Origin of the sequence: Brevundimonas sp. (assembly GCF_003248455.1) — a bacterium.
In the GTDB taxonomy this organism is placed as follows: Bacteria; Pseudomonadota; Alphaproteobacteria; order Caulobacterales; family Caulobacteraceae; genus Brevundimonas.
Window position 1 is genome coordinate 1 of sequence record NZ_QFNM01000063.1, and the last position, 5,491, is coordinate 5,491.

Genomic DNA, 5,491 nt, shown 5'->3' on the forward strand with positions numbered 1-5,491 from the left:
CGAGGCCGAGGCCGCCATGCTGGGCCAGCCGATCCCGATGCTGATCCCCGAAGTCATCGGCTTCAAGCTGACCGGCAAGCTGCCGGAAGGCGCGACGGCGACCGACCTGGTGCTGACCGTCACCCAGATGCTGCGCAAGAAGGGCGTGGTCGGCAAGTTCGTGGAATTCTTCGGCGACGCCCTGGCCGGCATGACGCTGGAAGACCAGGCGACCATCGCCAACATGGCCCCGGAATACGGCGCCACCTGCGGCTACTTCCCCGTTTCGGCCGCCACCATCGCCTATCTGACCGCCACGGGCCGCGACAAGGCGCGCGTCGCCCTGGTCGAGGCCTACGCCAAGGCCCAAGGGTTGTGGATCGACGAGACCTCTGAAGAGCCGGTGTTCACCGACACGCTGGAACTGGACCTGGCGACCGTCGTGCCGTCGCTGGCCGGACCCAAGCGTCCGCAGGACCGCGTCGAACTGACCGCCGCCGCCCCCTCGTTCGAGAGCGCCCTGACCGAAGTCTTCAGCCGCCCGTCCGACGCCCCGCGCGCGGCGGTCGACGGCGAGACGTTCACCGTCGGCGACGGCGACGTGGTGATCGCCGCCATCACCTCCTGCACCAACACCTCCAACCCGTCGGTGCTGATCGCCGCCGGTCTGGTGGCGCGCAAGGCCAATGCGCTGGGACTGAAGGCCAAGCCCTGGGTCAAGACCTCGCTGGCCCCCGGCTCCCAGGTCGTGACCGACTATCTGACCGACGCCGGCCTGCAGAAGGACCTGGACGCCCTGGGCTTCAACCTGGTCGGCTATGGCTGCACCACCTGCATCGGCAACTCGGGCCCGCTGGACCCGGCCATCTCCAAGGCGATCAACGACAACGCCCTGGTCGCCACCTCGGTCCTGTCGGGCAACCGCAACTTCGAAGGTCGTGTGAACCCCGACGTCCAGGCCAACTACCTGGCCTCGCCGCCTCTGGTCGTGGCCTACGCCATCGCCGGCTCGATGCGGATCGACATCACCAAGGACCCGATCGGCCAGGACGAGAAGGGCGACGACGTCTTCCTGAAGGACATCTGGCCGACGACCCAGGAGGTCGCGGACATCCAGCGCAAGTCCGTCACCCCCGCCATGTTCGCCAAACGCTACAAGGACGTGTTCAAGGGCGACAAGCACTGGCAGGCCATCGCCGTCGCCGGCGGCCAGACCTACGAATGGGACGACGCCTCGACCTATGTGGCCAATCCGCCCTATTTCGAAGGCCTGTCGATGGAGCCGACCCCGGTCCAGGACGTGGTCGAGGCGCGGGTGCTGGCCATCTTCGGCGACTCGATCACCACCGACCACATCAGCCCGGCCGGTTCGATCAAGAAGACCTCGCCCGCCGGCGTCTATCTGACCAACCACGGGGTCGAGCCGGCCGAGTTCAACAGCTACGGCGCCCGTCGCGGCAACCACGAAGTCATGATGCGCGGCACCTTCGCCAACATCCGCATCAAGAACCGCATCACGCCCGAGATCGAAGGGGGCGTGACCAAGCACTTCCCGTCGGGCGACGTCATGTCGATCTACGATGCTGCGATGAGATACCAGTCGGAAGGCCGTCCGCTGGTCGTCTTCGCCGGCAAGGAATACGGCACCGGCTCGTCGCGCGACTGGGCGGCCAAGGGCACGCGCCTGCTGGGCGTGCGCGCCGTCATCGCCGAAAGCTTCGAGCGTATCCACCGTTCGAACCTGGTCGGAATGGGCGTCGTTCCTCTGCAGTTCAAGCAGGACGGCTGGCAGAAGCTGGGCCTGACGGGCGAGGAGATCGTCACCATCCGCGGCCTGGCCGACGCCAACGTCGGCAAGCTGAAGCCGCGCCAGGACCTGTGGGTCGAACTGTTCCGCCCGTCGGACGGCAAGATGGCCCGGTTCCCGGTCCGTTGCCGCATCGATAACCAGACCGAGCTGGACTATCTGCTGGCCGGCGGCGTCATGCCCTACGTCCTGCGCAACCTGGCCCGCGGCCCGGAAACCGAAGCGCCGATCGCCGCCGAATAGGCCGGTCGACGGGTTGGAAAGGAAGGGCCGGCGGAGCGATCCGCCGGCCCTTTCTGTTTGGGATCAGCCACAGGCGAGTTCTGATCGGCCACGCCGCGAGAAGTCATGACCGTGACGAGCCCCTTTCAGAAGTCGATCGTCACCGCTTCCGCACTGCGGCGGCCCTCGCCGTGGTGAACGGCCTCGATGTTGTTTCCATCGGGATCGAGCACGAAGGCCGCGTAATATCCGGGATGATAGGGTCGCTCGCCCGGCGCGCCGTTGTCTCTTCCGCCATGGGCAAGCGCCGCCTGGTGAAAGGCCGTCACCGCGTCGCGGTCTTTGGCCTGAAAGGCCAGGTGATGGCGCCCTGTCAACGCGCCCAGCGCCGCGGGGCTGTCCGCCGAGGTGACGAAAAGTTCGTCGGCCCAGAAATAGCTGTCGGCCGCGCCGCCGATGGGAATGCCCAGCGCCGTCAGAACGGCGGTGTAGAAGGCCTGGCTGGCTTCGAGATCGCGGACCACGAGCTGGATGTGGTCGATAAGGCGGCCGCGATGCAATCGCTCGGTTTCCATGCTCATTCTCCGTTTCGACCTCGTGGCCTTCACATACGTCAAAGACCGATTAGTCCAGCTTCAGCGCCTCGGCCAGAAGGCGGGCCTCGGCGGCGCGGCTGGAGCCGGCGCGCCAGGCGACGACGATCTCGCGGCGGGGCGGGGCGCCGTCGGCCTGGATTTCGAAGGGGCGCACGGCGACGGCGGGATTGTCGGCCAGGCCCGCCTGGACCGCCATCCTCGGCAGGAAGCTGACGCCCAGGCCCGAGCCGACCATCTGGACCAGGGTGTGCAGGCTGGTGGCGGCGAAGACGTCGTCGCCGCGCGGGGCCTCGATGTCCAGGGCGGCCAGGGCGTGGTCGCGCAGGCAGTGGCCGTCCTCCAGCAGGATCAGATCCTCGGCGCGCAGCGAGCCGGGGCGGATCGGCCCGGGCGCGGCCAGGGCGTGGTCGTGCGGAGCGGCGGCCATGATCTCGTCGTCGCCGATGCGGGCGTGTTCGATTCCCGGCGCGTCGTAGGGCAGGGCGATGACGGCGGCGTCGATCTGGCCGGCCTTCAGGGCCGCGATCAGCCGGGGCGTCAGATCCTCGCGGATGAACAGTTTCAGGTTCGGATAGGCCGCCTTCACCGACGGCAGCTTGGCGGGCAGCAGGAAGGGGGCGACGGTGGGGATGACGCCCAGGCGGAACCGGCCCGACAGCAGACGGCCCGCGTTCTTGGCCGCCTCGACCAGGTCCTCGGCGCGGGCCAGGATGTCCTCGGCCCGGCGCACGGCCTCGGCGCCCACAGGGGTCAGGATGACGGCGCCGCGCGTCCGCTCGACGACCGGCGCGCCCAGGATGCGCTCGAGCTCCTGCACCCCGGCGCTGAGGGCCGGCTGGCTGACGTGGGCGGCCTCGGCGGCGCGCGAGAAGCCGCCATGTTCGGCCAGGAGCTTGAGATACTGGAGCTGTCGCAAGGTGGGGAGCATGGTCGGGACATAGGGTGGATCTATGCCGAAAGCAAAGCCGATCAATTCGTCCTATCATTTCCCGGCGCCGCCGCAGCGTCGGTCGGCCGGGGTCAGCGCAGACTGATCTCGAACAGCTGCGGCCAGCGCTTGCCGGTGACGAACAGCCGACGGCCGGACGCGTCCCAGGCGATGCCGTTCAGGACGTCGTCGTTGGGGTCCAAGCCGATCCCCCGCGGGACCAGGGCGGACAGGTCGATGAAGGCCTTGACCACCCCCGTCTCGGGGTCGATGCGGGCGATGCGGTTGTCCTGCCAGAGGTTGGCGAAGACCTCGCCGTCGATCCATTCCAGCTCGTTGATCTGCGTCAGCGGCTTGCCGTCGGCGGTGACGGAGACGCGGCCCGTCTCGGCCAGGGTGTCGGGATCGAGGAAGCGCAGCTGGTCGGTGCCGTCGCTCATGATCAGGCGGCGGCCGTCGGTGGTCAGGGCCCAGCCCTCGCCGGGATAGGAGAAGCCGCCCAGCGGCGAGAAGTCGTCCAGCTTCCAGATGAAGCCGATGTGGTTGCGCCAGGTCAGGCTGTAGAGCTTGCCGTTCAGCGTGGTCATGCCCTCGCCGAAATAGACGGTCGGCAGGTCGCGCTGGCGCTCCACCCGGCCGGTGTCCAGGTCCACCTTGCGGATGAAGGAGGGATAGAGGCCGGTGCTCTCGTAAAGGGCGCCGTCGTGGAAAAAGAGGCCCTCGGTGAAGGCGGCGGGGTCGTGCGGATAGGCGCGCACGACCGCGTAGGTCTGGACCGGAACCTCGGCCTGGACGGGCCAGGCGGCGCCTGTCGACAGCAGCAGGCCGGCGATCACGCTGGCGATCACGCCAGCGACCGGGCCGGCGAGCCGGGACGACAGGCGCTTCACGAGCCTCAGCCCCGCTCGGCGGCGGCTTCGGCCTCGGCCTTGAGGGCGCGGGCCTCGGCGGCGTCGGCCTCGGCGCGGGCCAGTTCGGCCTTTTCCTTCTTGGACGCGGATCGCCGGCCCAGCATGTTCAACGCCTCCACCCCGGCCGAGAAGGCCATGGCCGCATAGATGTAGCCCTTGGGCACATGATAGCCGAAGCCGTCGGCGATCAAGACCATGCCGATCATCAGCAGGAAGCCGAGCGCCAGCATGACCACGCTGGGGTTCTTGTTGATGAAGTTCGCCAGAGGGTCGGCGGCCAGCAGCATGACCGTCACGGCGACCAGGACGGCGACCACCATGATCGGCAGATGCTCGGTCATGCCCACGGCGGTCAGGATGGAATCGATCGAGAAGACGATGTCCAGCAGGATGATCTGGAAGATGGCCGCGCCGGCGTTGGCGATCATCACATCCTTCTTGTCCAGGACGTCCTGGCCGGGGCTGGGCTCGGGATCGACGCTGTGGTGAATCTCCTTGGTCGCCTTCCAGACCAGGAACAGGCCGCCGGCGATCAGGATCAGATCCTTCCACGAGAATTCGTTGCCCATGACGGTGAAGACCGGCTGCACCAGGCCGACCAGCCAGGCGATGATGGACAGAAGCGCCAGCCGCATGACCAGGGCCAGGCCGATGCCGATGCGCCGCACCTTCTGGCGCTGATGCTCGGGCAGCTTGTTCGACAGGATGGAGATGAAGATCAGGTTGTCGATCCCCAGCACCACCTCCATCACGATGAGAGTCACCAATGCGGCCCAGGCGGCCGGATCGGAAAGAAGCGGGGTTATGCTGTCGAGCATCGGGGGTCCTGAGGGAGAAAAGCTTGAGCGGGAAAGCGCTAGGGCCGCAGCCGGTTCCGATCAAGCGGCCGGGTGCGGCGTCATGGTCGCACCCCCCCCTGTCGTCCTCGACGGGAAGGGGCGTGCGCAAGCGCCCTCGCGCTTTCGCTGCGAAGTGGGATGGAGGGCTGGGCGGAGCGCCGGGCCTTCGCCCGGAGTGTGAGTTTGTAAGTACCGTTTCGACGAAGGGT

Annotated in this window: 5 protein-coding genes; 1 reads left to right on the forward strand and 4 read right to left on the reverse strand. The window is 67.8% G+C overall.

Going from position 1 to position 5,491, the window contains the following annotated elements; translation table 11 throughout:
- A partial coding sequence (gene acnA, locus DI624_RS15740; protein WP_291540400.1) for an aconitate hydratase AcnA occupies window positions 1-2,029 on the forward strand: 2,029 nt, incomplete at its 5' end.
- 125 nt (window positions 2,030-2,154) lie between these two features.
- Here acnA and DI624_RS15745 read toward each other — a convergent pair.
- The 4 genes from DI624_RS15745 to DI624_RS15760 all read right to left on the reverse strand — a co-directional run bounded on the left by DI624_RS15745 (window position 2,155) and on the right by DI624_RS15760 (window position 5,261).
- Entirely contained in the window at window positions 2,155-2,583 is a 429-nt protein-coding gene (locus tag DI624_RS15745; protein WP_291540409.1) for a VOC family protein, read from the reverse strand.
- Window positions 2,584-2,632: 49 nt separating this feature from the next.
- Window positions 2,633-3,532: a hydrogen peroxide-inducible genes activator gene (locus tag DI624_RS15750; protein WP_291540402.1), complete on the reverse strand. Its 900-nt coding sequence runs from the start codon at window positions 3,530-3,532 to the stop codon at window positions 2,633-2,635.
- A 92-nt stretch (window positions 3,533-3,624) separates the two neighbouring features.
- Window positions 3,625-4,422 (reverse strand): glutaminyl-peptide cyclotransferase, encoded by a 798-nt coding sequence (locus DI624_RS15755; RefSeq protein WP_291540404.1) that lies wholly within the window; start codon window positions 4,420-4,422, stop codon window positions 3,625-3,627.
- Between the two features lie 5 nt (window positions 4,423-4,427).
- The gene (locus DI624_RS15760; RefSeq protein WP_291540406.1) at window positions 4,428-5,261 is read right to left on the reverse strand and encodes a TerC family protein; all 834 of its coding nucleotides are present in this window, start codon (window positions 5,259-5,261) and stop codon (window positions 4,428-4,430) included.
- Window positions 5,262-5,491 lie beyond the last annotated feature (230 nt).